Source organism: Streptomyces thermoviolaceus (assembly GCF_045209695.1).
Taxonomy (GTDB): domain Bacteria; phylum Actinomycetota; class Actinomycetes; order Streptomycetales; family Streptomycetaceae; genus Streptomyces; species Streptomyces thermoviolaceus.
Genome location: NZ_CP109280.1, coordinates 4,465,806 through 4,491,964 on the forward strand (window position 1 = coordinate 4,465,806; position 26,159 = coordinate 4,491,964).

Below are 26,159 nucleotides of genomic sequence, written 5' to 3' on the forward strand. Positions count from 1 at the left end.
CGGTGCGTGCGCCGTGGGCCCGAGCCGTGTCCGTGGCGTCGCGTCGTGGCCCGAGGGCGGACCGAGCGGAGCAATCGGGCATGCGTGCGCCCCGGCCCGCGCCGACGCTGGCTGCATGAGCATCCGTCCCTGGGTCGTCGTGGAGGCGCCGGACGGCCGTGGCCTGCGCCGGGTCACCGTGAACGGCGAGGACGCGGGCAGCGCCTGGTCGCTGCGCGAGCTGCGCGCCCTGCTGGACCGCCTCGGCCACCCGGACGTGGACGTCGAGGACCCGGCGTCGGTGCACTGGCGCGGAGGGGACTGGACCACCTGGCCCGACCGGCCCGTCCGACGGCGGCTGACCGGGCTGGTCGTCCTGGCCGGGCTGCTCGCCTCCGCGGCCCTCAACGCGCTCGTCGGCCGGCCGGACGCCTCCGGCGCGCTGACGTTCGCCCAGCGGGTGACCGGAGCGTTGTTCGTCCTGTCCGCCCTGGTGCTGCTGGCGGCGGCCCTGGCGGTGCCCGACCACTGGGGCAGACGGCGCTCGTCCGTCTCCGGGGCGATCGTCCTGCTCGGTGTGCTCATCACGCTGGCCACCGACGTCCTGCTGGTCCTGCTGTGGCTCGACGAGCGGCAGTACACGCCCTACCTGCTGGCGTTCATGCCGCTGCTGTGCTGGTCGGTGTGGGCGCTGCGCCTGCTGCTGAAGGACCGGCCGTGGAGACGGGTGCCGCTGCCCAGGACGTTCGCGACCGGGGTGTTCGCCTCCGCCCTCCTCACCGCGGTCAGCCTCGCGTACTCCACCCTCTACCAGCCGACGGTCGCGCCCATGCACTTCGCCCTGTCGGCGAGGTTCGGCACCGCGCGGGCGGACCCTCGGGTGCCGTTCGTGCAGGTGCCGCTGACGATGTCCGTGAAGAACACCGGGGCGTACCCGGCGTACGTCCTCATCGACGACTACACCGTCTACGGCAGAACCGCCCGGTACACCGACCAGGGATCGTTCTCGGCGGAGCAGTGGAGGAAGAGCATCGACGAGGACGGCGAGGAGGAGGCGGAACGCCACGTCGACCGGCTCGCGTTCACCCGGATCAGCAGCGGGCGGATCTACGAACCCGGCACCCTGCTGGAGAGCGGCCAGGAGGACACCCGCGAGCACGTGTTCCAGATCCCCCTGGACGCGCCGTACGACCTGCTCTACGTCGATCTCCAGCTCACCTACCTGCGCAAGGACCGGGGACAGATCGACGTGGAGGAGTTCAGGAAACAGCGGGCGTCCTGGCGGGCGAAGAACGAGCCGCCCTGTATCGCGGGCGGCTGCGGTGACCGCATCGTGTACCTCGGCGCTGTCCGGCACAACAACAACCTGGTCAATGTGACCCGCGCGCAGCACTATGTGCTCGCGACCTGGTCCCCGCTCGACACCCCCGCGTACTCCATCTCCTCCTACCACCTGGACGGGAAGGGCATCGACCTCGCGGAGGAGAAGAAGGACCTGGCCCGGTTCGGTGTCTCCACGGTCCAGGCGCACGCCGAGATCTCCCTCGCCGAACTGCTGAAGTCGGTCACAGCTCCTCGGCCTTCCTGACCCAGGACCCCGACGGCACCCCTCGCTCGTCGAGCTGCCGCGCGGCCTGCAGGCAGTGCAGCGCGGGCTTGCCGAGCGTCGCGAACAGCCGGTCGGCCGGCACCGTCGCGGCCAGCCGCGGGAGGAGCCGTGCGACCTCCACCGGGGCGTCGGCGTACTCGTCGGTGCGCAACTGCGCGAGCACGTCGAGGACGTCGTTGCCCTTGTCCTCGGCCTTCCAGAAGTCCTTCACGCCCTCCGCGTTCCACCGCTCGGGGAGCAGACCGCGCAGGTTCGTGCCGAGTGTGTCCTCCGGCGCGGAGTCGAAGACGGCGTCGGTGCACACCTCGGCCGCCGTGCCGAGCGGGACGTCCGGCAGGCCCTCGGCGGCGAGCGCCTTCTCCAGCTCCTTCTCCATCCGGTCGATCCGACCGGGCAGCTCCTTGCGTGCCGTGTCACGCTCCTTCGCCGAGGCGTCGGGGTCCTCGGCCTTCGCCAGGGCCGTCCCGGCCTGGTGCGCACTCTGCGCCGTCTCCTTGCGCCCCTCGTTCGGTGTCCCCTGGGAGCCGGCGACGGACGCCGCGACCGCCACGGACCGCGCGGCGCTCGGCGCGTTCCGGGTCTGCGGGCCGCGGGCGGTGCGCTCGTGGCCCGGGCGGGTGCCGCCCACGGCGGTCAGCGCGCCGCTCGCCGCTCCGGCCAGGTCGTCGCGCAGCCCGCCCGGTGTCCGGGCGTCGGCGATCACGGGGAGCACGGACGCCGTGCGTTCGGCGACGAAGCCGCTCGTGCGCCGTTCCGCCTGCGGCAGGTGCGGTCGGCTGCCGGTGCCGAGGACCGTGGCCACCTGCCGGACCAGCCCGGTCAGCTGTGTCCGCACCTCGGCGGGGGTTCCGGGATCGGCGACGGCCTTCAGCGCGACCGTCACCGCCCGCGCGCCGCGGACGACGGCGTCCCGTTCCTGCGGCGGGGTCGCCGGGTTCTCCACGGCCCGCAACGTCGCGGTCAGCCGTTCGACGCTGGGCACCAGGTCCCCGGGGACCTCGTCCTTCAGGCGGTCCAGGTCCGCCGTCACCGCGCCGGCCGCCTGGATCTGCTGCTGCGCCGCGGACGACGCGGTGTCGTCCCCCCGGGGGCCGGACGGCTCACCGGTGGGCGAGGTGTCGTCCGGGCCCTGGGTCTCGCCCGGTTCCGTGGGTGTCTCCGGCGGTTCGGACGGTGGCGTCGAGGGCGTGGTGTCCGGCGTCGTCGGGCCGGGCGGCGGAGGCTCGGGGGGAGGGTTCGGCGGTGGTTCGGTCGGCGGCGGGGGCTCGGGCGGCGGGGGGTCGGTGCCCGCGGGCAGGCCGGCCGCGGACGGCGGACCGTGACCGACCGGGGCGGCGGCCGTGACGGGACCCGCCGGGGCCGCCGCGACGGGACCCGCGCTCAGCGCGAGGGCCACGGTCAGGGCGGACAGGCCGGTCAGGCGGGCGGAACGTCGCCGCCGTGGGGTGCTGGCCATGGTCGATCCGAGGGGAACTGCGGGCGCACGGTGCGGGGCCGGGGCGGGGACCGGACGCCGCCCGGCTCCCCGGCCGCATGTCCACGCTCGCGCCGCCGACGACGCCGCGCAACCCGGCCGCACCGCGACCCCGCACCCCGGTTGAAGCATCAACCTGCGCGTCCGGCTCACCGGCCGTGCGGGCGCCGTCCTCCCCGACTGCGTGCCGGCCATGCCGTGCGGGCATCACAGCTCGCCGGAACGGTATGGGACGCCGTTCGGCCACGCGACGACAGTGGAGGCGAGAGCGCATCCGCTCCCCCCTTCTCGTCTCTCGTCCTCCACTCCTCCCCCTCTTCGCTCTCTTCTCTCCACTTCTCCCTCTTCCTGTACCGGAGTTCACGCGTGAGTCCTTGTCCCGACACCCCCTTCCCGGACCGCCTGGGCGCCTTGTGGTCCGCGCCGGCGGACGCACGCGCCGGCCGACCGCTGCTGGTGGCGATGCACGGCTGGAGCTACGACGAGACCCACCTGTTCGAGATCACCCGGCCGCTCCACGACGACGTGGTCGTCGCATCGCTGCGGGCCCCCTATCCGGAGGCCGGCGGATACGCCTGGTTCCCGCGTGCGGGGAACCCCATCGGCCACCCGCAGCCGGCTCTGGCGAACACCCTGGCCCGTGCGGTTCTGTCGTGGCTGGACGCCCAGCCGGCCTTCTCCTCGGTGGGGCTCATCGGTTCCTCGCAGGGCGGGGCCATGGCGTTGCAGGTGCTCCGGCAGGACCCGTCGCGTTGCGCGTACGCGGTGCGGATGGGTGGTTTCGTCGTCTCCGGTGACCTGCCGGGCGACGCACTGCTCACGGCGTCCAGGCCGCCGGTGCTCTGGGGGCGCGGTGCACGGGACCGCGTGATCCCCGACGACGCGCTGGCGCGCACGGAGAGCTGGATCCGGGAGCACGCCGACGGGCAGGTGCGCGTCTACGCCGGACTGGGGCACGACGTGGCGGGCCCCGAGATCGACGACCTGATGGACTTCGTCCGCCGTCACACCCCTCGGCGGACGTCATGAGACGACGACAGAAAGGTGCCCGCATGGTGCGGCACGACATCGAGTTCGACGCCGAGGGCGCGCTGCTGCGCGGATGGTTCTACCCGCCGGACCCCTCCGGCGGACCCGCACCGTGCGTGGTGATGGCCCACGGCTGGACGTCCACCAAGCGCATGTACCTGGACCGGTTCGCCGAGGTGTTCGCGGCGGCCGGGCTCGCCGTGCTCCGGCGGTCACTTCGCCGCCTACACCGGCGATGGCTTCGCCCGTGCCTCCGCCGCTTCCCGCGACTGGTTCCTGGAGCACCTCACCCGGTGACGCCGCCGTCGTCCCCCGTGCACGTGCCGACGGGCCCGTGACGGGAGGACGGTCCTTCAGAGGCGAGACGCAGGAGCCGGCCGAGCAGGTCCCCGAAGGGGCCGTCGGCCGGTTCCCGGGCGAACACCCGGCGCAGCAGGGCCGCGAGTTCCTCGTCGTAGGCGGCGCTGACCGCGGCGAGCGCGGCGAAGTCGTGCACCAGCTGCCGCTCCAGCTCCGCGCGTGGGATACGCCGGCCGTCCAGCCAGATCAGCGCGGTGGACTCCGCGAGGGAGATCCACGAACGGATCACCAACTCCAGCCGGGCGGGCGGGTCCTGCACCCCCAGGTGCGCGAGGATGTGCTCGTAGGCGGTCTGCCGGACGCTGTTGATCAGCGCGTTGGTCGTGGAGGAGCCGACCGCGGGACCGCCGCGCATCAACGCCGAGAAACCCGGGCCGTGCTCGTCCACGAAGTCGAAGTACCGGCCCATCACCCGCAGCAGCCGCGCACCCAGCGGGCCCTCGTGCGGTTCCACGAACCGGGCCGCGAGATCGTCCGAGGCACGTTTCAACGCCGCCTCGTACAGGCTGAGTTTGCCGGGGAAGTAGTGGTAGACCAGCGGGCGGGAGATGCCCGCCGCGGACGCTATCTCGTCGATGGAGACGTCATCGGGGGAGCGTCGGCTGAACAGGTCGAGGGCGACCCCGATCAGCTGCTCCCGCCGCTCCGCGACTGGCATTCTGCGGCGCACCCCGGTGGTCATGCGCTCACCTTACCGATCGCATCACGCGAGGGAACGGGTCGCAGCCGATCCGGTTGTCGCATCGAGGTGTGCGTTCGACGACGCGATGCGCCCTGCGCGTCAGCTCAGGCCGCGCACCGGGCTGCCGTCGCGCAACGTGCCCTTCAGCTCGGCGGTGACGCCCTGCCGGGCCCGTACGGTGAGCAGCCGGCCCTCGGCGGACGCCTCGATCCCGCCGGTCGTGGCGATGGACGCGGTGTCCGCGTCGCCCGCCGCGAGCAGGTACCAGTCACCCTGCCGGGACTTCCACAGCACCCCGGCCAGTACGTGCGGGGAGCGTGCTCCGCAGGCGGGCACACCCTCGTCACGTGCGGTGACCGCGCCCGTCGTGCCGCCGGGGGTGAGGAACTGGGCCAGCACCCGCGGGGCGGTGCCGCGCCAGGTGTCCGCCCGGGTGCACGCCCAGGCGGCAAAGCCGCTTCCGTCCGGCAGCGGCTGCTCGGCGTACCGCCAGGTGTTGACCGACCGCACCCCCTGCGCGCGCACCTCGCCCAGCGCGCACGCATACGGCGCCCAGGCGTGCAGCAGCTGCGGGTCCGCCGTCTCCAGGGGGTCGGCGGGGCGGCCCGCGGTCAGCTGGGCGGGGACCAGCTCGCCCAGGTCGGTGAGGAGTCGGGCGCCGCCGTCGCCGGTCAGCTCGAGGACGTTCCAGGAGGTGCAGGGTCCGGAGCGGGCCGCAGGGCTGGACAGGGGCTCGGTGACGCCGTCCCGCAGCGCGAGGACGGGCGCGTCCGAGGAGGGGTCGAGCAGGTCGCGTGCGGCGGCCCGGCGCACCCAAGGGGCCGTCAGATAGCGGACGTCGGTGTCGGAGCGGTCCAGCACCACGGCGGAGGCCGTCGCCCCGGCCGCGCCGTCCACCCGGGCGAAGTCCAGCGCGGCACCCGCCGTGGAGCCCTTCGGTTCGGCGTAGCGGACGATGCGCAGACCGTCGTAGAGGATCACCACCCGGGCGTTGTCCACCTCGCCCGCGTACAGCAGCTGCGGCGGGCCGGCGGGGCCGCCGGAGGCCGTGCCCGGCGTGGCGGTGACCCGGACGGACGCGCCGGGCCGCGCCCACACCGCCAGAGCGCGGCGCAGCAGGGCCGTGTCGCGGGTGAGGCCGCCGCGCGCGGGCCACACGGAGAAGTCCAGGCGTGCGGAGGTCCGCCAGGCGGTGGCCGGGACGCGTGTCAGCTTGGCGGGGTCGAGGGCGGCCTCGGCGGAGGGGTTCCGTGCGGAGGAGGGCGCGGCGGCGCCGTTCGGGCCCCAGCCGGTGCCGGGCAGCGCGACCAGCGCACCGCACACGGCCAGGGCGGCGGCCGCGGCGAGCGCCGCCTTGGTGTGCTGTCGCCGCCGCAGCAGGTCGGTCGGCCGGGCCTGCAGCAGGCAGGGGTCGAACTCGGGGGCGTGCAGCAGCGGGTACTGGGCGGGCACCCGCTCGGCCTCCCGCAGTGCGGCCCGGGGATCGGTCACCCCGGCGGCGGACAGCACCCGACGCACCTCGTCGTCCGCCAGCCCCTCCAGGCCGCGCAGCACGTAGGCGGCGCGCGCCGGGCCGGACAGGGCGCCCAGCCGCTGGTCGAGGGCGAGTTCGTCGGCGCCGCCCGAGCGCGGGAACAGCTTCAGGCCCCACACCTGCGGCAGCGGCGGCGGCAGCCGGCGCAGCCACCGCGCGACGCGCCCGCCCCGGCCGGCCCTCAGCGCCGCCCGGACGACCCGGACGCGCAGCACGGCGTACCCGTGGTCGGCGGCGGCCCCGGCGGACTGCGCCGGGATCACCGGGCGTGAGGCGCGGCCGCGCGGCAGGGCGCGCTGGGCGAGGGCGTGGGCGGTCAGGACGCGCCGGCTCCGGCCGAGGCCGGGCGGCAGCAGGAGGTGGGCGAGCCGGACCAGCCGCGGATAGTGCTCGACGAGGGCGGCCTCTGCCTGCTCGACGCCGACGACCGGCTCGGGGGCGGACGAGGGGCGCGGGACGACATCGTGTGACTGCACGTTCAGCAGAACGAGCGATTCGTCGGATGGTCACCGCTGTGGGGGGTGTCCCCTTCGTGTGTCCTCTTCGGGGCTTCTTCGGGGGCCTCTTCCGGGGTCCTCTTCGTGTGTTCCCGGTGTCCTTCCCGCCGGGACGGTTGCGTCCCTCCCGCCGGGACGGTCCGGCGGCACGGAGGCGCCGCGGCCCCGCGGGCGCGTCCGCGCCGGGTCATCGCGGCGTCGGCGGCACGTACTTGTAGCCCACCCGGCGCACCGTCTGGATCGCCGAACGGTGCTCGGCACCCAGCTTGCGGCGCAGCCGCGCGATGTGGACGTCGACGGTGCGTCCGTCGCCCACGTGGCCGTAGCCCCAGACCGTGCTGACCAGGTGGTCGCGGCTGTGGACCCGGTGCGGGTGGGCGACCAGGTGGGCGAGCAGCTCGAACTCCAGGTAGGTCAGGTCGAGCGGCCGCCCGGCCACCTCGGCGGTGCGGCGGGCGGTGTCGATGCGGACCAGGGCGTCGCCGTGCCCGTCCGCGGGCTCGTCGGGCGCGGGCGCGGCCGGCGGGGCGAACGGCGGCTGCCGGTCGGCCGGGACGAGGACCAGGTAGCCGACCATCGGGGGCCGGCCGGGCAGGCTGGGCAGGGTGTGCTGGGGCGCCGGCAGCCAGGTGGCGGCGGGCGGCAGCCAGGCCGCCACCTCGTCGGGCAGATCCTCGCCCGGACGGGAGTCGGACACCTCCCACCGCTCGTCCCGGTCGACGGCCCGCAGACGGTGACGCGGGACGGCGGGGGCGGGCGCGGCATCGGCGGCGGTGGCGGTCGCGGTGGTCAGGGAACGGGTGGTCGCCATGAGAGGTCAGCTCTTTCGCGCGAGGACTTCGTCGGAAAGGGGCGACGGCGGCCGCGAGGTCGTGGTCGGGCGCGCCGCGCACCGTGCGTCACCTGCGCGCTGGCCGAGGCCGGGGTGTACGGCTTTCAGGGGCCCGCGCGTTCAGCGCGCGCAACACACCCGGTCGAAGTCGTGGTGCTGACGGGAAGGCCAGAAGGGCTCGAGGTCATGGCGACCTGTCGCGTGGGTCTTCTGGAAGCTGGCCATGAGCCCATTGAAGCAGACCCGGCGCCCGGACAGCAGCCCGCTCTCACTGCGTGGACGCTTTCACGACGGGGGAGTTGAGCCCTCGGCGGACGCACACCGGGCCGTCCGGGCAGGTCGCGCGGACGGGCTCGGGCCTGCGCGGGGGCGCCCGCACAGCCCGCGTGCGGCCGGGCGCCCGCCCTGTCCGCGCGGCGCCCGGCCCCACGCCGGCGGCCGTGCCGGGCCGGGCCGCTCAGCGGCGGGCGAGCGCGTCCCGTACGGCCTCCTCGGTGCGCGCCACCACCGCGGTGCCGTCGTCCGCCGTGATGATCGGACGCTGGATCAGCTTCGGATGCTCGGCGAGCGCGGTGATCCAGCGGTCCCGGGCACCGGCGTCCCGCGGCCACTGCTTCACCCCCAGCTCCTTCGCCTCGGCCTCCTGGGTACGGGTGATGTCCCACGGCTCGAGCCCGAGCCGGTCGAGCACCTGCCGGATCTCGTCCTCGGTGGGGACGTCCTCCAGGTAGCGGCGGACGGTGTACTCGGCCCCCTCGGCGTCGAGCAGACTCAGGGCGCTGCGGCACTTGGAACAGGCCGGATTGATCCAGATCTCCATGCCGCCCACAGTAGCCCGGAACCCGCTCGCCGCCTGCGTCCCACGAGCCACAAAAGCCCTGGTCGGCAGGGGTTTTGTCAGTGCCCGGACGTAAAATTGAAGCAGTGTTCGAGGGTGTCGCCGGGGTCTTGTCCGGCGGCACTCCCACGCGACAGGAGGATGCCTGTGCCCGCTGCCGCAGCGAAGCCGAAGCCGTTGCCGACCCAGTCCACCGCGAAGCGTCCCGTCCTGCTCGACCGTCCCTACGCCCCCGTCCACAAGCGGCCGCTGCCGCCCGGCCGTCCCCGTGCCTGGTACATCGCCCACAACCGCCGGCTGAAGGCGATGCGGCTCGCCATCGCGCTGCTCGACTCCGGTGTCCACCGGCCGGAGAAGGCGTCCGACGCGGCCATCCGCGACATGGCCCAGCTCATCGGGGTGCACCCGCCGTCCGGCGCCACCTGCCACATGGTGCGGGCGCTGATGCGCTCCTAGCGCTGACGCGCCGGACGGCCCGCCCGCTGCCGGGTGCCCCGCTCACCACGGGCGCCCGGCGGCGGCCCGGAGCCGGCCGCCGGTTCCTTCTCGGGCGCCGGGCGGAAGCGGGGCACCGTCCTCACAGGCCCGGCGCACCCCACACCGGGAACCAGCGGCTGAGATCCTGCTCGATCCGCAGATCGTCGGCCAGCAGGGACTTCATCTGCAGCTCCAGCGCGTTGTCGCGGCGCTGCGCCCGGCCGGCGACCGGGCAGAACGGGTAGAACGTGCCGCGCTTGTACAGGTACACCAGCGCCAGCCGGCGGCCCGAGTCGTCGTGGAAGCCCACCAGCGAGCACAGCAGCTGGGGGCCGAAGCCGTTGACCTCCATCGCGCTGTTGACGGCGTGCAGATCGTTGACGAGATCGGACAGCTGGTCCGGGGAACGGTGCGAGACCAGCCAGGAGTAGCCGTACTCGTCCCGGGTCAGCTCCACCGGCGGGCCGGTGCGGTCGGTGTCCGCGTCCAGCAGGGCCTGCACCTCCCGGTGCATCTGCTCGAAGGCGGCGCCCTCCACCGTGGCGAAGCACACCGCGCCCCGCCCGGTCGGGGTGAAACCGGCCGCCGCCTGGAGCGTCACCGCCGCGGAGGGCAGCGCGAACAGCTGGTCCAGGTCGGGCGGTACGGGCTTGCTGCGGCCGAGCAGGACGTCCCACAGCCCCATCCGCTCAGCCCGCCTTCCCCGGTGTCGCGGCCTCGCCCAGCTCGGCCGAGATCCGCCCCAGCTGCGCCAGCCGCTGCTCCAGGGGCGGGTGGGTGGAGAAGAACCGGGAGATGCCGGGCTCGGAGCCCAGGGCCGGGGTGAAGTAGAAGGCGTTGAACGCCTGGGCGGTGCGCAGGTCCTGGGAGGGGATCCGGGCGATGTCCCCGGTGACCTTGGTCAGTGCCGAGGCCAGCGCGGAGGGCCGCCCGGTCAGCAGGGCCCCCGCCCGGTCCGCGGCCAGCTCCCGGTACCGGGACAGCGCCCGGATCAGCAGGAAGCTGATCGCGTACACGGCCGCGGAGACGCCCACGACCATGGCGAAGACCGCGAACGTGTTCTGGTCCCTGCGGCCCCGGCCGCCGAGCAGCTCCGAGTAGAAGGCGAACCGCACCACGAGTCCGGCGATCACACCCAGGAAGGACGCGACCGTGATCACGGCGACGTCCTTGTGCGCCACATGGGACAGCTCGTGCGCGAGCACCCCCTCCAGCTCGGCCGGCTCCAGCCGGCGCAGCAGCCCGGTCGTCACGCACACCACGGCGTTGTCCGGGTTGCGCCCGGTCGCGAATGCGTTGGGCATGTCCATGGAGGACACGGCGACCACGGGCTTGGGCATGTCCGCCAGGGCGCACAGCCGGTCGACCACCGCGTGCAGCTCGGGATGCTCCTCCGGCTCCACCACTGTGCCGTGCATGGCGAACAGCGCGATCCGGTCGGAGAACCAGTACTGCGCGGCCAGCGCGGCCGCCGCGATCACCACGACCAGCACCCAGGACTTCAGCAGCACGATCAGTGCGGCCACGAACGCCACGTACAGCAGCCCGAGCAGGAACAGCGTGACTCCCATGCGCACGGTCAGCCGGCGGTCGCTCCGGAAGCGGCTCTGCATCTGCATCACCCCGCAGTCAGGGCACCCCGTACCGAGGCACTCTCTCGATTCCAGTGTGCACCTGCGGGTCACCATGAACGGGTCGTGATCGTCTCCGGTGACGGCAAAAACCTCGCGGTGCGGCGGGGCGATCACCGGTGCCGGCGCGCCCGACCGACGTGTGAGGGCCGCGTCGGCCGGGTGCCGGCCGACGCGGTCAGGAGTGCGACGCGGCCGCGGCCGACCTCTCCGACTTCTGGTAGGACGGGGTGTCCACCGGCGGTCGCTGGAACACCAGCAGCGCCTTCCAGGTGGCCCTGTCCGCGCGGCCGGTCGTCTCCAGGCCGTGCCGGCACTGGAAGAAGCGCAGGTCCTTCATGGTGGCCGTGGTGAACTCGCCCGTCACCTCCGTGCGGCCCGGCTCGGTGTGGTAGAGCAGGTCCTGCAGGGCCTGCACCGCGGGGCCCTTGTCACCGGGTCCGACCTCGATCACCAGACGGGGCCAGGTGTCCCGGCCCACCTTGCCGTCGACCGGCAGGTGGTGCCGCAGCTGGAAGGCCATCACGGCGTCCCGGGTGCGGTTGCCGAAGATGCCGTCCGCCCGCAGCGGATAGCCGTGCTGGCGCAGCAGCAGCTGCAGGGCACGGCCCCGGGCGAACTGGTCCTCGTCCCTCTTCTTCAGCAGCGGCCAGTCGTAGGCCAGCAGGGGGGAGGCCGGAGCGCCGTGCTCACCGGCGTCCGGGGCGGTGGTGCGACCGGCGGCCGGGGCGGTGGCCTGCCCGGTGGCGAACCGCTTGCCGGCCACCGCGCCCCCGGCGAACGCCAGTACCACCGCCACCAGCGCCGCGGCCAGGACCAGCCGGAAGCGGAGGGCCGGACGGGCCGGCGAGCCGGCCGGGGGCGGCGGGGCCGCGGTGGGTGCGTCCTGCGACGGTGGGCCGCCCGCCGGTTTGCGGACGGGGGCGGTCCGGCCGCCGCTCCTGCGACGCCGGCCGGCGTCCTCGAGCGCCGCCCGGCACAGCAGGCGCGCCCGCGCCAGGTCCTCCGCGGGGGCGTGCAGATGTGCGTGCAGCGCCTCCACCACTCGGGGCGGTGCCGTCGACGTGTGCCGTGGATTGAGATAGCGCGACAGAGTCGTCTGATCGATGCCCAGCCTGGCGGCCAGGGCCTGCTGGGTCGGCCGGGTGCCGCCGGGCGAGCCCTCGGCGTTCTCCCACCAGCTGCGCAGCAGCAGCGCCAGCCGCACCCGCGGATCCGGATCCTCGGCCCGGCCCCCTCGCTTCCGCGTCATGGTCGTGTCCCCCTCCCGGTCGGCGTCGCCACGGCCGGGCACCCCCGCGTTCCCTCCGGTCCGCGTTCCCTGGCACGGCAGGGCGGCGAACGGGCCGCGTGCCCCGGGCGGACGCGGAACGCCGGCCGGTCGCGGCGGAGTCGGCGCAGATGGTAGCCACATCGGCGACGGTCTCCGTCGTGCCGGGCACCGGGCCGGGCCGGTGCCCGTGACGGGCGCCCGACGGCCCGGGACCAGGGGCCATGGGCGCCACGGCGGGGATGGTGCGGGCATCGGGCAGCCGGTCCGCATTCACCCGTACGAGCGGCCGGTGCGGAGCCTGGCCGGGGCCGGGCGCTCACTCACAGGAAGGACCGGCACCGGGACCTCACAGGAACGACCGGCACCGGGACCCGGTGCCCGTGCCCGGCGGCCCTCAGTACAGCGCGTGGGTCCGGGCGTAGCCGAGGAGCACGATCAGGGCGGCGATGCCGCCGAAGACGATGGCCGCCGACCGCCACGACGAGCGGCGCGGAACGGCCGGCTCCGCATCGGCGAAGGACCGCGGGCGGGGCTGCTCCTCCTGTCGGCGGGCGGCGAGCATCCGGGCCTGGGCGGAGGGTTCCTTGTGCACAGCCGCGTTCGCCCACTGGAGATCGAATTCCTGCTCGAACTCGTCGCGCTCGGTCACTTCCTCGTCACCTTTCCGGTGTTGCTGCGTCGGTGCGGGGGCCGGCCATCGCTCCGGCTCCCTCTGTCTGGAGGAGACCTCCCAGGACCTGCATAGTTGCACGGGACATGGCAACGGTGCGGTGTTCGCGCAGGCGGGGGCGGGGGAGCGGGGGTCCCCCGATCGGCCCAACATGCCGAGTCGCCGGAGGAGGGCTAGCCTCGTGGAAGAGATCGCGCCGTGGCGCCGCGGCCATCCGTCTCGTGCCTCACGTACCCGCACGAGTGGGTGGAGGGAAGGTTGTCATGACTGCACAGCGAACCAGGCGAGCCAGGCATCTGATCGCTACCACCGCGGCCGGCGTCCTGCTGGCCGGAGGGGCCACGCTCGGCACGACGAGCACGGCGATGGCGGCCCCGGCCACCACGACGACCACCACGACGGCCACGCAGGTCCAGGCCGCCCCGCAGGGCGGCGGTGGCTGCGACGGCGGCTGGTGGGGCGGCTGCGGCGGCCACGGCCGCTTCGGCGGCGGCTACTACGACGGCTTCGGCAGCCTGGGCGGCCTCGGCCTCCTCGGCGGGCTCTTCGGGGGCCTCGGCGGCCTCGGCGGCCTCGGGTCGTTCCTGTGGCCCTGGTGACGCCGTCCGCACCGCGCGGCTGACGCGGCCGAGGGCCGCCCCCGGAACACCGTCCGGGGGCGGCCCTCACACGTCGGTCGCCGCCGCCCTCCGCGGGCGGCGGTCACCCGTCACACGTCGAAGTACAGCTCGAACTCGTGCGGGTGCGGACGCAGCTGCAGCGGCGCGATCTCGTTGGTGCGCTTGAAGTCGATCCACGTCTCGATCAGGTCGGACGTGAACACGTCGCCCTGGAGCAGGTACTCGTGGTCCTCCTCCAGCGCGTCGAGGACGGCACCGAGCGAGGTCGGGACCTGGGCGACGTTGGCGTGCTCCTCGGGAGCCAGCTCGTACAGGTCCTTGTCGATCGGCTCGGCCGGCTCGATCTTGTTCTTGATGCCGTCCAGGCCGGCCAGCAGCAGCGCCGAGAAGGCCAGGTAGGGGTTGCCGGAGGAGTCGGGCGCGCGGAACTCCACGCGCTTGGCCTTCGGGTTGGAGCCGGTGATCGGGATGCGCATCGCGGCGGAGCGGTTGCGCTGCGAGTACACCAGGTTCACCGGGGCCTCGAAGCCCGGCACCAGACGGTGGTAGGAGTTCACCGTCGGGTTGGTGAAGGCCAGCAGCGACGGGGCGTGCTTGAGGATGCCGCCGATGTAGTAGCGGGCGGTGTCCGACAGGCCCGCGTACCCGGCCTCGTCGTAGAACAGCGGCTCGCCGTTGCTCCACAGCGACTGGTGCACGTGCATGCCCGAGCCGTTGTCGCCGAAGATCGGCTTCGGCATGAAGGTCGCCGTCTTGCCGTTGCGCCAGGCGACGTTCTTCACGATGTACTTGAACAGCTGCAGGTCGTCGGCGGCGGCGAGCAGCGTGTTGAACCGGTAGTTGATCTCGGCCTGACCGGCGGTGCCGACCTCGTGGTGCTGGCGCTCGACCTGCAGGCCGGCCCGGTTCAGCTCCAGGGTGATCTCGGCACGCAGGTCGGCGAAGTGGTCGACCGGCGGGACCGGGAAGTAACCGCCCTTGTAGCGGACCTTGTACCCGCGGTTCTCCTCCAGCGCGCCGGTGTTCCAGGCGCCCGCCTCGGAGTCGATGTGGTAGAAGGCCTCGTTCTCGGCGGTCTTGAAGCGCACCGAGTCGAAGACGTAGAACTCCGCCTCCGGACCGAAGTACGCGGTGTCGGCGATCCCGGTGGAGGCCAGGTACGCCTCCGCCTTGCGGGCCACGTTGCGCGGGTCACGGGAGTACTGCTCGCCCGTGATCGGGTCGTGGATGAAGAAGTTGATGTTGAGGGTCGTGTCCTTGCGGAACGGGTCGATGCGCGCGGTGGACAGGTCGGCGCGCAGGGCCATGTCGGACTCGTGAATGGCCTGGAAGCCACGGATCGAGGATCCGTCGAAGGCCAGCTCCTCGTCCGGGTCGAACGCCTCAGCGGGCACGGTGAAGTGCTGCATGACGCCCGGCAGGTCGCAGAAGCGGACATCGATGAACTTGACGTCCTTGTCCGCGATGAACTTCTTGGCCTCGTCGGCGTTCTGGAACATCCAGCTCCTCCTACTCCCGACCGTCCCGCCGGGGTGGTAGATCGTTCGTGCGGCCAGTTGCGGGTGGCACACGCTGCCTTGACCCTAGGGACGGGTGATTTCCCGGGCGTGACCCGATTGTTTCGCGAACGTTAACCAGCCCGAGTGGGGTCACGGCGGTGGACACCCCGGCCGACCCCCCTTCTCCAGCGTCGCAGTACCGTGGACGGGTGGACAACAGGCGAGCTGTGGGATCGTGGCTGTCCGGGCCGCGGGCGGCCATGGAGGACGCGGGCGCCGACCTCGGTTACCGGGGCGAGCGGCTGGGACTGCCGGAGCACGGGCCGGGCTCCATCGCCCGCCCGGGACGGCGACTGGGTGCCGTCGCCGTCGACTGGGCGCTGTGCATGCTGATCGCATACGGTCTCATCACCCCGGGTTACCAGCAGTCGACGGGCAACTGGGCGCTGCTCATCTTCTTCGTGCTCGGTGTCCTGACCGTCGGCACCGTCGGGTGCACACCCGGCAAGCGTCTGTTCGGCCTGCGGGTGGTGGCCCTGAGCACCGGAAGCGTGCAGCCCTGGCGGGCCCTGGTGCGCACGGTCCTGCTGTGCATCGCCGTCCCGGCACTGATCTGGGACCGCGACGGCCGTGGCCTGCACGACAAGCTGGCCGGCACGGTCGAGGTCCGGATCTAGCCGCCACCTCGTTCCGCCGCCCGGGCACGCCCATGGGGTTCCCCGGTGACACCGGTGCATGCTTCCCGCTTCCCGCGGCATCGGCCTCACACCTCACCCCTGCCTGCTCGCCCGGCGCCTGCCAGGCGGCCACACCTGCTCCACCCGGTGCCTGCGCACACCTGCTCCACCCGGTGACGGACACGTGCGCACGGCACGGACCGCATGCGCCCCCCGACGCGGCACACCCGGTTTCTCCGGCGGCACACCCTGGACGACGGGCACGCACACGCACACCCTGCACACCACAGAGGCGTGGCCGACGTCCACGCGGCGCCTCAGGTGCCGGACGTCACGCCCTCGCACCCCGGACACGGAGGAAAGCCACTGCGACCACACGGTGAGGGGCGCCCCGGATCACCCGGGGCGCCCCTCACCGTGACGCGGGGAATGCAGGGTGCCGCTAGCGGATGCGCGGCCCGCCCTTCGGCATGCGCATGCCCTTGGGCAGCGGCCCCTTCGGCAGCGGCATGTTGCTCATCAGGTCACCCAGGGCACGCAGGCGGTCATTGGTGGCCGTCACCTGCGGGCCGGTCAGCACACGCGGGAACTTCAGCATCGTCGTGCGCAGCTTCTTCAGCTCGACCTGGCCCTCGCCGGTGCCGATGATCACGCTGTGCACCGGGACGTCCGCCACGATGCGGTTCATCTTCTTCTTCTCGGCGGCGAGCAGGGACTTCACGCGGTTCGGGTTGCCCTCGGCGACCAGGACGATGCCGGCCTTGCCGACCGCGCGGTGCACCACGTCCTGGCTGCGGTTCATGGCGACGGCCGGGGTGACCGTCCAGCTGCGGCCCATGTTGTCCAGCACCGCGGCCGCCGCGCCCGGCTGGCCCTCCATCTGTCCGAAGGCGGCCCGCTCGGCCCGGCGGCCGAACACGATCGCCATCGCGAGAAAGGCGAGCAGGAAGCCCAGGATGCCCAGGTAGACAGGGTGACCGATCGCGAAGCCGATGCCGAGGAGGACACCGAAGACGACGATGCCGACCGCTGCGAGTACAAGACCGATCTTCGGATCGACCTTGCGGGTCATCTGGTACGTCAGGGCGATCTGTTTCAGTCGCCCCGGGTTGGCAGCCTGCGCTGCGGTTTCCTTCCTCGCCATGCCACGAAGTCTACGTGGCCCGTCCGGCAGCCGACGATGGCAGTGCCCGTGGGGGCCCGGGGCGCGGCCGGGCCGGACGCGGAAACGGTCTTGTCAGCGCTCGGCGGCGGAGGCGAACCGCTCCATGAGCTGCTGTGCCTCCCTGCGGTCCCGGGCCCGGCGCCGGTCCTGGACGACACAGCTCCAGGCGTTGCGGCGGGCGGTGCGCCGGCCGCCGCGCAGGAGCACCGACTCGACCGCCCGGAGCGCGTCGGTCAACGACGGGAGCGCGGTGGCGCGGATGCGTGCGGCCGACATGGCGGGGACCCCCTTGCAACGACGCGCGGTGTACGCGGGCGCGAACGCCGGTACGCGGTGTACACGGTGTGACGTCATCGTCACGCACGGGTGTTACCAGGGCATGACCGGCCGGTCAAACCCCGGTGAAGCTCCGGATCCGGGGCCGGACACGGACGCGGCCCCGGTCCGCTGCCGGGCCGGGCAGCGGTCGGGACCGCGTCTCCCACCGAAGGGGAAGCCTTCCGTGCGTGCGCTGTGCGGCGCCGGGCGCCGCACGTCGGGTTCAGACGGCCTGCGCGGCGATCGCGCCGTCCCGCCGGGATTCGGCCGCGTGACGCTGCTCGATCGCCATCTGGTACAGCCGCCCGGCGCGGTAGGAGGACCGCACCAGCGGCCCGGACATCACACCGGAGAAGCCGATCTGCTCGGCCTCCTCCTTCAGCTCCACGAACTCCTGCGGCTTCACCCAGCGCTCCACCGGGTGGTGGCGCACGCTCGGGCGCAGGTACTGGGTGATGGTGACCAGCTCGCAGCCGGCGTCGTGCAGCTGCTTCAGCGTCTCGCTGACCTCCTCGCGGGTCTCGCCCATGCCGAGGATCAGGTTCGACTTGGTCACCAGGCCGAAGTCGCGGGCCTCGGTGATCACCTTCAGGGAGCGCTCGTAGCGGAAGCCGGGGCGGATGCGGCGGAAGATCCGCGGGACCGTCTCGACGTTGTGCGCGAAGACCTCGGGGCGGGACTCGAAGACCTCGGCCAGCTGGTCCGGGTTCGCGTTGAAGTCGGGGGCCAGCAGCTCGACCTTGGTCCGGCCGCCGGCGCGGTGGGCGGTCTGCTGGTGGATCTGGCGGACCGTCTCCGCGTACAGCCAGGCCCCGCCGTCCTCCAGGTCGTCGCGGGCGACGCCGGTGATGGTGGCGTAGTTCAGGTCCATCGCGACCACGGACTCGCCCACGCGGCGCGGCTCGTCGCGGTCGAGGGCCTCGGGCTTGCCGGTGTCGATCTGGCAGAAGTCGCAGCGCCGGGTGCACTGGTCGCCGCCGATGAGGAAGGTCGCCTCGCGGTCCTCCCAGCACTCGTAGATGTTCGGGCAGCCGGCTTCCTGGCAGACGGTGTGCAGCCCCTCGTTCTTCACGAGCGCCTGCATCTGCCGGTACTCGGGACCCATTTTCGCCCGGGTCTTGATCCACTCGGGCTTGCGCTCGATGGGGGTCTGGCTGTTGCGGACCTCCAGGCGCAGCAACTTGCGTCCGTCGGGTGCGACTGCGGACACGTCGGCTCCCTGTAGCTTCGGTTCTTCGGCGTACTCAGCGTACGCCCGGGTGTGAGGCGCCCTGCCGGTGAGGCCAACCCGCGAGGGCGGGCGGACATTCCCGCCGCCGGGCGCGGTCCGGTTCGCGGCCGCGCGGTCCCGGCGGCGGGGACGGGTCAGGCGGTGGCCTTCTCGACGACGCGGGGCTTGAGCTCCGCGTTCTCCAGCACGTCCCGCAGGTGCCGCTCGACCACCGGCAGCACCTCGGTGACGGTGACGTCCCGGCCCAGCTCGGCCGCCAGCGAGGTGACGCCCGCGTCGCGGATGCCGCACGGGATGATGCGGTCGAACCACGTCATGTCCGGGTTCACGTTGAACGAGAAGCCGTGCATGGTGACGCCCTTGGCGACGCGGATGCCGATCTGGGCGATCTTCCGGTCCTCGCGGCGCTGGCCGGCGTTGGACGGGGCGTACTCCGGGCCGTTGAGACGCGGATCGAACTCCTCGTCGTGCAGACGCGGGTCGAAGTCGAGGGACAGCCCGCCGAGGGAGGAGCGCTGCTCGATCGGGTCGCCGAGCACCCACACACCGCTGCGGCCCTCGACCCGGGTGGTCTCGAGGCCGAACTCCGCGCAGGTGCGGATCAGAGCCTCCTCCAGCCGGCGCACGTGCGCCACCACGTCCACCGGGCGGGGCAGCTTCTGGATGGGGTAGCCGACCAGCTGGCCCGGTCCGTGCCAGGTGATCTTGCCGCCGCGGTCCACGTCGACGACGGGCGTGCCGTCCAGCGGGCGCTCGCTGTCCTCGGTGCGCCGCCCGGCGGTGTACACCGGGGGGTGTTCCAGGAGCAGCACGGTGTCGGGGACCTCGTCCGCGAACCGGGCCGCGTGCACGCGGCGCTGCTCGTCCCAGGCCACCTGGTAGTCCACGGCCTCGGAGCCGAATCCCATGCGGACGAACCGCAACTCACTCACGGCAAGCGCCTCCCTGCAAGGTCGTAAGGCACGAAACGTGCCCACGCCACTGTACGACCGGCCCGACGGGGCGACGCCCGTCAGCCCTGGGAGCAATCCTCACACGATCGGATGAAAGCCCCGTAAAGAGCGCAGTCGTCTGCTCACTCTCCGCTACATTCGCGCCGTTCATGAGGCCATCAGGGCTGCTCACAGGCAATCCGGGCACCACGCGGCCGCGTGGCTGCCCGAAAGGCAGGAGACCGCACCGCAGATGACGGAACGACCCGCGCAGCGCACCCCCAACCGCCAGCTTGCCGCGCTCATCGCAGAAGCGGGATTCTCCAACGCCGGTCTGGCCCGTCGCGTGGACCAGCTCGGCCTCGAACACGGCTTGGATCTCAGATACGACAAGACGTCGGTCACCCGGTGGCTGCGCGGGCAGCAGCCGCGGGGCACCACGCCCGCTCTGATCGCCGAGGTCTTCACCCGGCGCCTCGGCCGCCGCCTGACCGCCCAGGACCTCGGCCTGGACGCGTGCGCGCCCGTGTACGCCGGGCTGGAGTTCGCCGCCACCCCCGAGGAGGCCGTCGACATCGTCAGCGGGCTGTGGCGCAAGGACTCCGGCAGCCAGGCCGAACTGCGCAAGATCGCCTTCACCCCGGCGGGGCTCGTCGTGCCCAGCCGGGACTGGCTGATCGGGCGGCCCGACGACCGGGTGGCCCGCGGCGAGCCGCCCGCCGCGCGGGGCACCGGGCCGCGCACGGACGGCACCGGGCCGCTGACCGGCGGCCGGCAGCCGGCGTCCGGAGTGCCCCGCCAGCGCGGACGCACCGAACGCCGCCGCGCCGAGCTCGAGGCGGGCCGGCGCGTCACCGCCGGTGACATCGCCGCGCTGCGCAGTGTCGGCGAGCTGTTCCGCGCCCTGGACGACCGGTTCGGCGGCGGCCACGCCCGGCAGGCCCTCGTGCGCTACCTGGAGCACGAGTGCGAGCCGATGCTGCGCGGCGTCTACGGGGAGCAGGCCGGCCGCCGGCTCTTCGCGGCCGCCGCGGACCTGACCCGCCTCGCCGGCTGGACCTCGTACGACATCGCCGCCCACGGGCTCGCCCAGCGCTACTTCGTGCAGGCGCTGCGGCTCTCCCAGGCCGCGGGCGACCGCGCCTACGGCGCGTACGTCCTGGCCACCATGAGCCGGCAGGCCGTCTACCTCGCGCACGGCCGCGAGGCGGTGCAGCTCGCCCGGGTGGCCCAGCAGGGGGTCGGCACCTCCGCCCCGCCCGCCGTCCAGGCGCTGCTGCACGCCGCCGAGGCCCGCGGGCACGCCATGCTCGGCGAGGTGCGTGCCTGCACGGCGAGCCTGGTGCGCGCCGAGCGCGCCCTGGAGAGCGCCAAACCCGGCGACGAGACACCGTACTGGGCGCGCTCCTTCGACGAGGGCCGCCTCAGCGAGGAGTTCGCGCACTGTCACCGGGACCTTCAGCAGTACCGGGCCGCCGCCCAGCACGCCGAACGCGCCCTCCAGCTGCGCCCTGTCGCCCAGGCCCGCAGCCGGGTGTTCTGCCGCGTCGTGCTGGCCACCGCCCGCCTCGGGCTGGGCGACCTGGACCAGGCCTGCCGGCTCGCCGCCGAGGCGGCCGCGCAGGCCGCCGACATGCGCTCGGTCCGCGCCCACGAGTACCTGAAGGAGTTCGAACGCCGCCTGGAGCCCCACAAGGACGCCACGGCCGTGCGCGTCTACCGCGAGAAGGTCGCCGCCCTGGGGTGAGGCCACCCGGGGCAGGCCGTCGGCGGCTCCTTCCCGCGGCGGGCATCGCCGGGCCCGCGCCATCCCCTGCGGGCCCGGCCTCCGGGCGGCCGGACACCGCGGGCCCGGCCGCCCGGGCTCAGGCCGCCGCGGCCCGGGCGCGGGTCGCCGCCGGGTCCGCCCGGTGCAGCGAGCGCCCCGCCCCCAGGTCCGCCAGCAGCGCGGAGGCGGCGCGGTGCGCCGAGTGCAGCGCGCCCTGCAGCGTGCTGGTGTCGCGGTGGTCGCCGCACACGTACAGGCCCGCCAGTAGCCGCACCGGCCGCCGCAGATCGTGCGGCGGGCGCATCGCCGGGACGGCCCGAGGGGTGTGGTGCACGGCCAGCGTCTCCCAGCGGGCGGTCGAGGTGCGGTACAGACGGGCCAGATGCCGGCGGACGACGGCGTCCACGTCGTCCGGCGGCGTCCCCAGCACGGTGGACGTGATCAGAGCGCGGCCCACGGGGGCGCGCGAGGGGTCGACCCGGCTGATCACCGCCGTGTGCGACACCGGCCCCGAACGGTCGGCGTCGAGCAGCAGATGGCCGCCGGTGTCCGGCGCGTCGTCCGTCGTGTGGTGCACCACCGTCACCGGATGGAACTCCGGCACCCGCAGCCCCGGCAGCAGCTCGGCGGCGGACCGCGCGTCCGTGGCGACCAGCACCGCACGGCAGCGGATCTCCCCGTGCTCGGCCGTGGTCACCTTGGTGGTGGACACCGAGGTGACCCGGACCCCGGTGTGCACCGTGCCCGGTGGCAGCGTCGCGGCCAGCAGCTCCGGCACGACGTCCGCGCCGCCCTCCGGCAGGCACAGCCGGCCGGCGGCGAAGGCACGCAGCGCGAGATCCGCGCACCGGCTGGAACTGGTGAGGTCCGGGTCGGACAGCAGGGCGGTGAGCAGCGGACGCAGAAAACCGTCCACGGTCCGGGCCGGCAGACCGCGCGTCCGCAGTGCCTCGGACACCGGCAGCTCGGGGCGGGCGAGGAGCCGGTCCACCGGCGTGGCGGCGAGCCGGGCCAGCGCGGCACGCAGCCGCAGCGGTTGGCCGATGCCGAACAGCTGGGCCCTCTCGGCCGGCGCCGTGCGGCCGTTCGCCCGGGCCGGCGAGGTGTTCTCCCGGTCACCGGTGTGCGGGGCGTACGGAGCGGAGTCGTGGCCGGTGTCCGGGGAGCCGGTCCCGGCGGGCGCGACGGTGGGGGCGGAAGAGAGGGAAGAGGCAGGATCCGATGCGCGGTTCCGGCCGCGTGTCCGGGGGAGCACCGGGGACGAACGGGGGGCGCTCGCGAGGGCGCGCACGGCGTTCAGTGCGCCCCGTGCACCCCTGCCGCCCGCCGGGGCGCCCGCGCGGTGGTGCCGTCCGTCGCTGTGCAGCAGCACGCCCGGTGCGAAAGGCCGCAGGACGAGCGCGTCCAGCCCGGGACCGTGGGTCAGTTCCGGATACGAGGTGAACAGCAACTGCCCGATCCGGTCGAGCCGGAATCCGTCGACCTTCTCCGTCGACATGCGGCCGCCCACCCGGTCGGCGGCCTCCAGGACTGCGGTCGTTACTCCTGCGCTGGTGAGTCGATGTGCCGCGGACAGGCCGGCGACCCCGGCTCCCACCACGACGACATCCACCTGGTACGCGGGCTCAGGCACGTGCCCCTCCTCGAGGTTGTGCGACCGGTGCAGGGGTGATGCCCTCGACCGGCGTGCGGAATACCCGAGTTCGCGTCGAGGGTAGGGCCGCCTGATCGGTCGGGTGCAGTCGCGCATCGGCAGGGCACGGGCGCACAGCGGTCGCATACGGTCGCGAGGTTTCGCCGCACGCTCTCGGTGAGTCCCCCGGGACGCAGCACAGATGCAGCACAGTCCCCGCACGGATCCGGCGCGGACCACCGGGAGCACGCCGCTCGGCCGCCCGGCCGACGGTGCGTCACCGCCCGCGGGACCAGGACGGCACACCCCGCGCGCCCTCGTGCCCCGCACACCTCCGCCGACGGGCGCGGCGGGCCCACCCGCCGCTGTCACCCCGTCACAGTGCGGCCCGCACCGCGTCCTCGATCCCCGGGAACGCGAACGAGAACCCCGACTCCAGCAGCCGCCTGGGCACGACCCGGGCGCTGCCCAGCACGTCCTGCGCCATCTCCCCGAGCACCGCCCGCAGCACCGGAGCCGGCACCGCGAACGGAGTCGGCCGGCGCAGCACCCGGCCCATCGCAGCGGTGATCCGGGCGTTCGTCAGCGGCTCGGGCGCGGTGAGGTTGACCGGCCCCGACAGGGACTCGGTGTCGAGGAGGTGCCGCAGCGCCGCCACCTCGTCGTGCAGGGAGATGAACGACCAGTACTGCCGCCCGTCACCGAGCCGTCCGCCCAGGCCGGCCCGGAACAGCGGGAACATCCGCCCCCACGCCCCGCCCTGACGGGACACCACCAGCCCGGTGCGCGCGAACACCGTCCGCACCCCCGCCTCCTGCGCCGGGGCCGCGGCCTCCTCCCACTCCACGCACACCCGGGCGAGGAACCCGTCCCCGGGCGGGGAGTCCTCGTCCACGACCCGGTCGCCGGTGTCGCCGTAGATGCCGATGGCACTGCCGCTGACGAAGACCCGCGGCGGGGTGTCGAGCCCGGCGAGGGCCTCGGCGAGCGCCGCGGTGCCGAACACCCGGCTGTCGCGGATCCGTTTCTTGTACGCCTCCGTCCAGCGGTGGTCGCCCACCCCGGCGCCCGCCAGGTTCACCACGGCGTCGCACCCGGCGAGCCCCGCGGCGTCCACCTGCTGGTTCTCCGGGTCCCAGCGGACCTCGTCCGGCGTCCGGGCCGGCCGGCGCACCAGACGGACCACCTGGTGCCCGTCCGCCCTGAGCGACGCCACCAGGGCGCTGCCGATCAGCCCGGAGGCACCGGCCACCGCGATGCGTGCACGTTCCATGGGCCCATCCTGCCCGCCGAAGCGCGCAAAACCCTCGCGGACCGCGCCGTACGCGCCGTAGCGTGAGCGCCATGCCCGATCTCCGGATACGCCCCGCCACCCTGGCCGACGACGAGCCCCTGGCCCGCCTCGACCGGGCCGCCTGGTCCCCGCTGCACGCCGTGCTGCCCCGCCCGCGGCCGGGCGAGCCGTTCTTCACCGAGCGGTCCGGGCCGGACGAGATCCTCGTGGCCGAGCTGGACGGTGGCGTCGTCGGCTACCTCCGGCTGGCCCCGGCCACCCCGCTGGAGTCCAACGCGCACGTGCTGCAGATCCGCGGCCTGGCGGTGGCCGAGGAGGCACGGGGCAAGGGCGTCGGCCGGGCCCTGCTGCGGGCGGCCCAGGAGGAGGCCCGGCGGCGCGGCGCACGGCGCCTCACCCTGCGCGTGCTGGCGCACAACACCCCGGCCCGCACGCTGTACGAGTCCGAGGGATTCGTGGTGGAGGGGATCCTGCCGGAGGAGTTCCTGCTGGACGGGAAGTACGTCGACGACGTGCTCATGGGCCGCTCGCTGGTGTAGCCCGACCGCGCCCCCGGCGGCGCGGGGCGCACGGCCCGGGCCCCGCGCTGTGCGCCCCGGGCGCCCTGCGCCGCCGCACCGGTCGTCCGGAGCCGACCCGGTGCGGAGCCGAGGGCCGTCCCCGGTGCCGTCCGGGCGGGCAGGACAGCGGACAGCAAGGGACGGGCTCAGGAGCCGAGCGGCGGTCCGGTGTCCACCGGTGTCGTGGACTCGGCCGCCAGCCGGGCGTCCTCGGCGATCTCCGCCGCGGTCAGGGCGTAGCCCGTCTCCCGGTCGGAGGTGGAGCGGGCGAAGATCATCCCGCACACCCGGCCGTCCGTGGTCAGCAACGGGCCACCGGAATTGCCGGGGCGGACGGTGGAGCGGATCGAGTAGATCTCCCGGGTGACCGTGCCGTCGTTGTAGATGTTCTGCCCCGTCGCCCGGACCCGGGCCGCGACCGTCGCCGCCTGCAGATCCAGGCCGCCGTCGTTCGGATAACCCGCGACCACCGCGGGCGCGCCGCGGTCGGCGCTGTCGTCGAACCGCAGCGCGGGGGCGGACAGCCGCGGCACGTAGAGCACGGCCACGTCCCGGTCCGGGTCGAAGAGCACCACCCGCGCCCGGTGGAAGGGCCCGCCCCCGCCGATCTGCACCGCCGGGGTGCGGACGCCCGCCACTACGTGCGCATTGGTCATCACGTGCTGCGGCGCGAACACGAACCCGCTGCCCTCACGGCCCTGGTCGCCGGAGACACCCTCGATCTTCACCGTGCTCGCACGGGCGGCCCGCGTCGCGCTCGGTGTCACATTGTCGCCGGTCGGCCGTTCCGCACCGGTCGCCGGCTCGTGCTCGAACGGGTTGAACACCTGCGGGAACCCGGCCTCGGTCAGCGCCGAGGTGGCCCGCGAGAACCAGGCCGGGGTGGTGTCCGGCATGGCCTGCTGCACCGCACCCAGCAGCCGCGAGTCGCGTATCGCCGACGTCACCCACGGTGACGACGAGGCCCCCAGCACGCTGGCGGCCACCCACGCCACGATCAGGACCGCCACCCCGTTCGCGGCGGCCCCGCCGATCCCGTCGGCCACCCGCAGCGGCCCGCGGTCCAGCTCGCGCCGCAGCAGCAGGGCCAGCCGTCCCGCCAGTTCGTGCCCCACCGCCGCCGGAACCAGCACCGTGAGCACCGCGGTGACCGTCGCCGTCGCCGTACCCCGCGTGACCAGCTCCATCACCCACGGCAGCACCCACACGCCGACGACCGCGCCGCCCACGAACCCGGCCAGCGAGACACAGCCGGCCAGCAGCCCGCGCCGGTAGCCGGACGCCGCGTACACGACGATCAGCAGCACCAGCACCAGGTCGAGCAGGTTCACGCATGCCGCCTTTCTCGCGCACTCGCGGGTGAGGGGGACGGCCCCGGCGATCAGCCACGCGCACAGGGATCCGGCAACCGGTCACCTGTACGTGTACCACCAGAAACGACCTGGACCGGGACGATGGTTCCGCCGCCCGGCACAGCTCACATCGCGGGCAGGCCCGATGGGGGTGACAGTGAGGGCATGCGTGCTGTGAGAACAGATCGCACCCGACAACGATCGGAAACGGTCCAGCGTCGGCCG

General features: G+C 73.8%; 24 protein-coding genes. 7 read left to right on the forward strand and 17 right to left on the reverse strand.

The genetic code is table 11. The features are described 5' to 3' along the window. Positions 1 to 115 precede the first annotated feature (115 nt). Entirely contained in the window at positions 116 to 1,567 is a 1,452-nt protein-coding gene (locus tag OG899_RS19460; RefSeq protein ID WP_189427530.1) for a hypothetical protein, read from the forward strand. Here the strand turns inward: OG899_RS19460 and OG899_RS19465 are convergent. Continuing rightward, positions 1,545 to 3,044: a hypothetical protein gene (locus tag OG899_RS19465; RefSeq protein ID WP_168131039.1), complete on the reverse strand. Its 1,500-nt coding sequence runs from the start codon at positions 3,042 to 3,044 to the stop codon at positions 1,545 to 1,547. The two genes, OG899_RS19460 and OG899_RS19465, sit on opposite strands and share 23 nt — an antisense overlap. Before the next feature lie 384 nt (positions 3,045 to 3,428). Here OG899_RS19465 and OG899_RS19470 point away from each other — a divergent pair, with 384 nt between their 5' ends. Then, a complete protein-coding gene (locus OG899_RS19470) occupies positions 3,429 to 4,091 on the forward strand; it encodes an alpha/beta hydrolase (RefSeq protein ID WP_229813662.1) in 663 nt (220 codons plus the stop codon). Between the two features lie 286 nt (positions 4,092 to 4,377). On the opposite strand, the gene OG899_RS19475 is transcribed toward OG899_RS19470, so the two are convergent. The 4 genes from OG899_RS19475 to OG899_RS19490 all read right to left on the reverse strand — a co-directional run bounded on the left by OG899_RS19475 (position 4,378) and on the right by OG899_RS19490 (position 8,816). Beyond that, on the reverse strand, positions 4,378 to 5,133 hold the full coding sequence (locus OG899_RS19475; RefSeq protein ID WP_125496273.1) for a TetR/AcrR family transcriptional regulator: 756 nt from the start codon (positions 5,131 to 5,133) through the stop codon (positions 4,378 to 4,380). Positions 5,134 to 5,232: 99 nt separating this feature from the next. Then, positions 5,233 to 7,143 carry a hypothetical protein gene (locus OG899_RS19480; protein WP_189427531.1) on the reverse strand — a complete coding sequence of 637 codons (1,911 nt, stop codon included), beginning with the start codon at positions 7,141 to 7,143 and terminating at the stop codon, positions 5,233 to 5,235. A gap of 208 nt (positions 7,144 to 7,351) precedes the next feature. Next, a complete protein-coding gene (locus tag OG899_RS19485) occupies positions 7,352 to 7,975 on the reverse strand; it encodes a winged helix-turn-helix domain-containing protein (RefSeq protein ID WP_168131117.1) in 624 nt (207 codons plus the stop codon). 478 nt (positions 7,976 to 8,453) lie between these two features. Further along, positions 8,454 to 8,816, reverse strand: a complete 363-nt coding sequence (locus OG899_RS19490; RefSeq protein ID WP_125496270.1) for an arsenate reductase family protein — start codon at positions 8,814 to 8,816, stop codon at positions 8,454 to 8,456. 165 nt (positions 8,817 to 8,981) lie between these two features. Between OG899_RS19490 and OG899_RS19495 the strand changes: the two genes are divergently transcribed. Next, positions 8,982 to 9,290: a hypothetical protein gene (locus OG899_RS19495; protein WP_125496269.1), complete on the forward strand. Its 309-nt coding sequence runs from the start codon at positions 8,982 to 8,984 to the stop codon at positions 9,288 to 9,290. Positions 9,291 to 9,411: 121 nt separating this feature from the next. Here OG899_RS19495 and OG899_RS19500 read toward each other — a convergent pair whose 3' ends face one another. The 4 genes from OG899_RS19500 to OG899_RS19515 form a co-directional block, all read right to left on the reverse strand. Then, the gene (locus OG899_RS19500; protein WP_125496268.1) at positions 9,412 to 9,996 is read right to left on the reverse strand and encodes a PspA-associated protein PspAB; all 585 of its coding nucleotides are present in this window, start codon (positions 9,994 to 9,996) and stop codon (positions 9,412 to 9,414) included. 4 nt (positions 9,997 to 10,000) lie between these two features. After that, positions 10,001 to 10,924, reverse strand: coding sequence for a zinc metalloprotease HtpX (gene htpX / locus OG899_RS19505; RefSeq protein WP_125496267.1), 924 nt, complete (start codon positions 10,922 to 10,924; stop codon positions 10,001 to 10,003). Between the two features lie 196 nt (positions 10,925 to 11,120). Continuing rightward, positions 11,121 to 12,194, reverse strand: a complete 1,074-nt coding sequence (locus OG899_RS19510; RefSeq protein ID WP_168131118.1) for a peptidoglycan-binding protein — start codon at positions 12,192 to 12,194, stop codon at positions 11,121 to 11,123. 415 nt (positions 12,195 to 12,609) lie between these two features. Next, positions 12,610 to 12,864 (reverse strand): hypothetical protein, encoded by a 255-nt coding sequence (locus tag OG899_RS19515; RefSeq protein ID WP_125496266.1) that lies wholly within the window; start codon positions 12,862 to 12,864, stop codon positions 12,610 to 12,612. Positions 12,865 to 13,148: 284 nt separating this feature from the next. On the opposite strand from OG899_RS19515, the gene OG899_RS19520 reads away from it, so the two are divergent. Next, a complete protein-coding gene (locus tag OG899_RS19520) occupies positions 13,149 to 13,484 on the forward strand; it encodes a hypothetical protein (protein WP_168131119.1) in 336 nt (111 codons plus the stop codon). A 110-nt stretch (positions 13,485 to 13,594) separates the two neighbouring features. Here OG899_RS19520 and glnA read toward each other — a convergent pair whose 3' ends face one another. Next, positions 13,595 to 15,004 (reverse strand): type I glutamate--ammonia ligase, encoded by a 1,410-nt coding sequence (gene glnA, locus OG899_RS19525; protein WP_125496265.1) that lies wholly within the window; start codon positions 15,002 to 15,004, stop codon positions 13,595 to 13,597. A gap of 209 nt (positions 15,005 to 15,213) precedes the next feature. Here glnA and OG899_RS19530 point away from each other — a divergent pair, with 209 nt between their 5' ends. Continuing rightward, positions 15,214 to 15,681, forward strand: a complete 468-nt coding sequence (locus OG899_RS19530; protein WP_168131120.1) for an RDD family protein — start codon at positions 15,214 to 15,216, stop codon at positions 15,679 to 15,681. A 442-nt stretch (positions 15,682 to 16,123) separates the two neighbouring features. Here the strand turns inward: OG899_RS19530 and OG899_RS19535 are convergent, their stop codons facing one another. The 4 genes from OG899_RS19535 to lipB form a co-directional block, all read right to left on the reverse strand. Then, complete coding sequence (locus OG899_RS19535) at positions 16,124 to 16,825, reverse strand: DUF4191 domain-containing protein (RefSeq protein ID WP_125496263.1); 702 nt, start codon at positions 16,823 to 16,825, stop codon at positions 16,124 to 16,126. Positions 16,826 to 16,918: 93 nt separating this feature from the next. Further along, positions 16,919 to 17,122, reverse strand: coding sequence for a hypothetical protein (locus OG899_RS19540; protein WP_125496262.1), 204 nt, complete (start codon positions 17,120 to 17,122; stop codon positions 16,919 to 16,921). A gap of 265 nt (positions 17,123 to 17,387) precedes the next feature. Continuing rightward, positions 17,388 to 18,374 carry a lipoyl synthase gene (gene lipA / locus OG899_RS19545; RefSeq protein WP_406311103.1) on the reverse strand — a complete coding sequence of 329 codons (987 nt, stop codon included), beginning with the start codon at positions 18,372 to 18,374 and terminating at the stop codon, positions 17,388 to 17,390. A 155-nt stretch (positions 18,375 to 18,529) separates the two neighbouring features. Beyond that, entirely contained in the window at positions 18,530 to 19,327 is a 798-nt protein-coding gene (gene lipB, locus OG899_RS19550; RefSeq protein WP_125496260.1) for a lipoyl(octanoyl) transferase LipB, read from the reverse strand. 253 nt (positions 19,328 to 19,580) lie between these two features. Between lipB and OG899_RS19555 the strand changes: the two genes are divergently transcribed. Beyond that, entirely contained in the window at positions 19,581 to 21,074 is a 1,494-nt protein-coding gene (locus OG899_RS19555) for a regulator (RefSeq protein ID WP_125496259.1), read from the forward strand. A 118-nt stretch (positions 21,075 to 21,192) separates the two neighbouring features. Here the strand turns inward: OG899_RS19555 and OG899_RS19560 are convergent, their stop codons facing one another. Both OG899_RS19560 and OG899_RS19565 read right to left on the reverse strand, forming a co-directional pair. Beyond that, complete coding sequence (locus OG899_RS19560) at positions 21,193 to 22,728, reverse strand: NAD(P)/FAD-dependent oxidoreductase (RefSeq protein ID WP_189427532.1); 1,536 nt, start codon at positions 22,726 to 22,728, stop codon at positions 21,193 to 21,195. A 376-nt stretch (positions 22,729 to 23,104) separates the two neighbouring features. Further along, positions 23,105 to 24,001, reverse strand: coding sequence for a TIGR01777 family oxidoreductase (locus OG899_RS19565; protein ID WP_189427533.1), 897 nt, complete (start codon positions 23,999 to 24,001; stop codon positions 23,105 to 23,107). Positions 24,002 to 24,072: 71 nt separating this feature from the next. On the opposite strand from OG899_RS19565, the gene OG899_RS19570 reads away from it, so the two are divergent. Next, a complete protein-coding gene (locus tag OG899_RS19570) occupies positions 24,073 to 24,561 on the forward strand; it encodes a GNAT family N-acetyltransferase (protein ID WP_185867773.1) in 489 nt (162 codons plus the stop codon). Positions 24,562 to 24,728: 167 nt separating this feature from the next. Here OG899_RS19570 and OG899_RS19575 read toward each other — a convergent pair whose 3' ends face one another. Beyond that, positions 24,729 to 25,913, reverse strand: coding sequence for a MarP family serine protease (locus OG899_RS19575; RefSeq protein ID WP_125496255.1), 1,185 nt, complete (start codon positions 25,911 to 25,913; stop codon positions 24,729 to 24,731). Positions 25,914 to 26,159: the final 246 nt, after the last annotated feature.